At 64.7% G+C, this 255-nt stretch carries 1 protein-coding gene; it reads left to right on the top strand.

What is annotated here, in order from left to right; translation table 11 throughout:
* Positions 1 to 255 (top strand): ATP-binding protein (locus I6F35_RS39820; protein WP_225122992.1); only part of this gene is annotated, 255 nt, incomplete at both ends.

The following is a 255-nucleotide window of genomic DNA, read 5'->3' as shown; positions in this document are numbered from 1 at the left end:
CCAGTCCGGCGGCCAGCTTCTGTTCCACCTCGTCAGCCGGCTCTACGAGCGCGCCTCCGTCATCGTCACCACCAATCTCGCCTTCGGCGAATGGCCGAGCGTGTTTGGCGACGCCAAGATGACCACCGCGCTGCTCGACCGGTTGACCCACCACTGCGACATCGTCGAGACCGGCAACGACAGCTGGCGATTCAAAAGCCGAGACGACGATCACATCACCCGCGCTCGTCTCGCCTCCGCTATCCCGACCAGCTC

It is taken from the genome of Bradyrhizobium sp. BRP22 (genome assembly GCF_020194175.1).
In the GTDB taxonomy this organism is placed as follows: Bacteria; Pseudomonadota; Alphaproteobacteria; order Rhizobiales; family Xanthobacteraceae; genus Bradyrhizobium.
The sequence above is the reverse complement of the archived record's forward strand: the minus strand, read 5'-3'. Positions and strand labels throughout refer to the sequence as shown.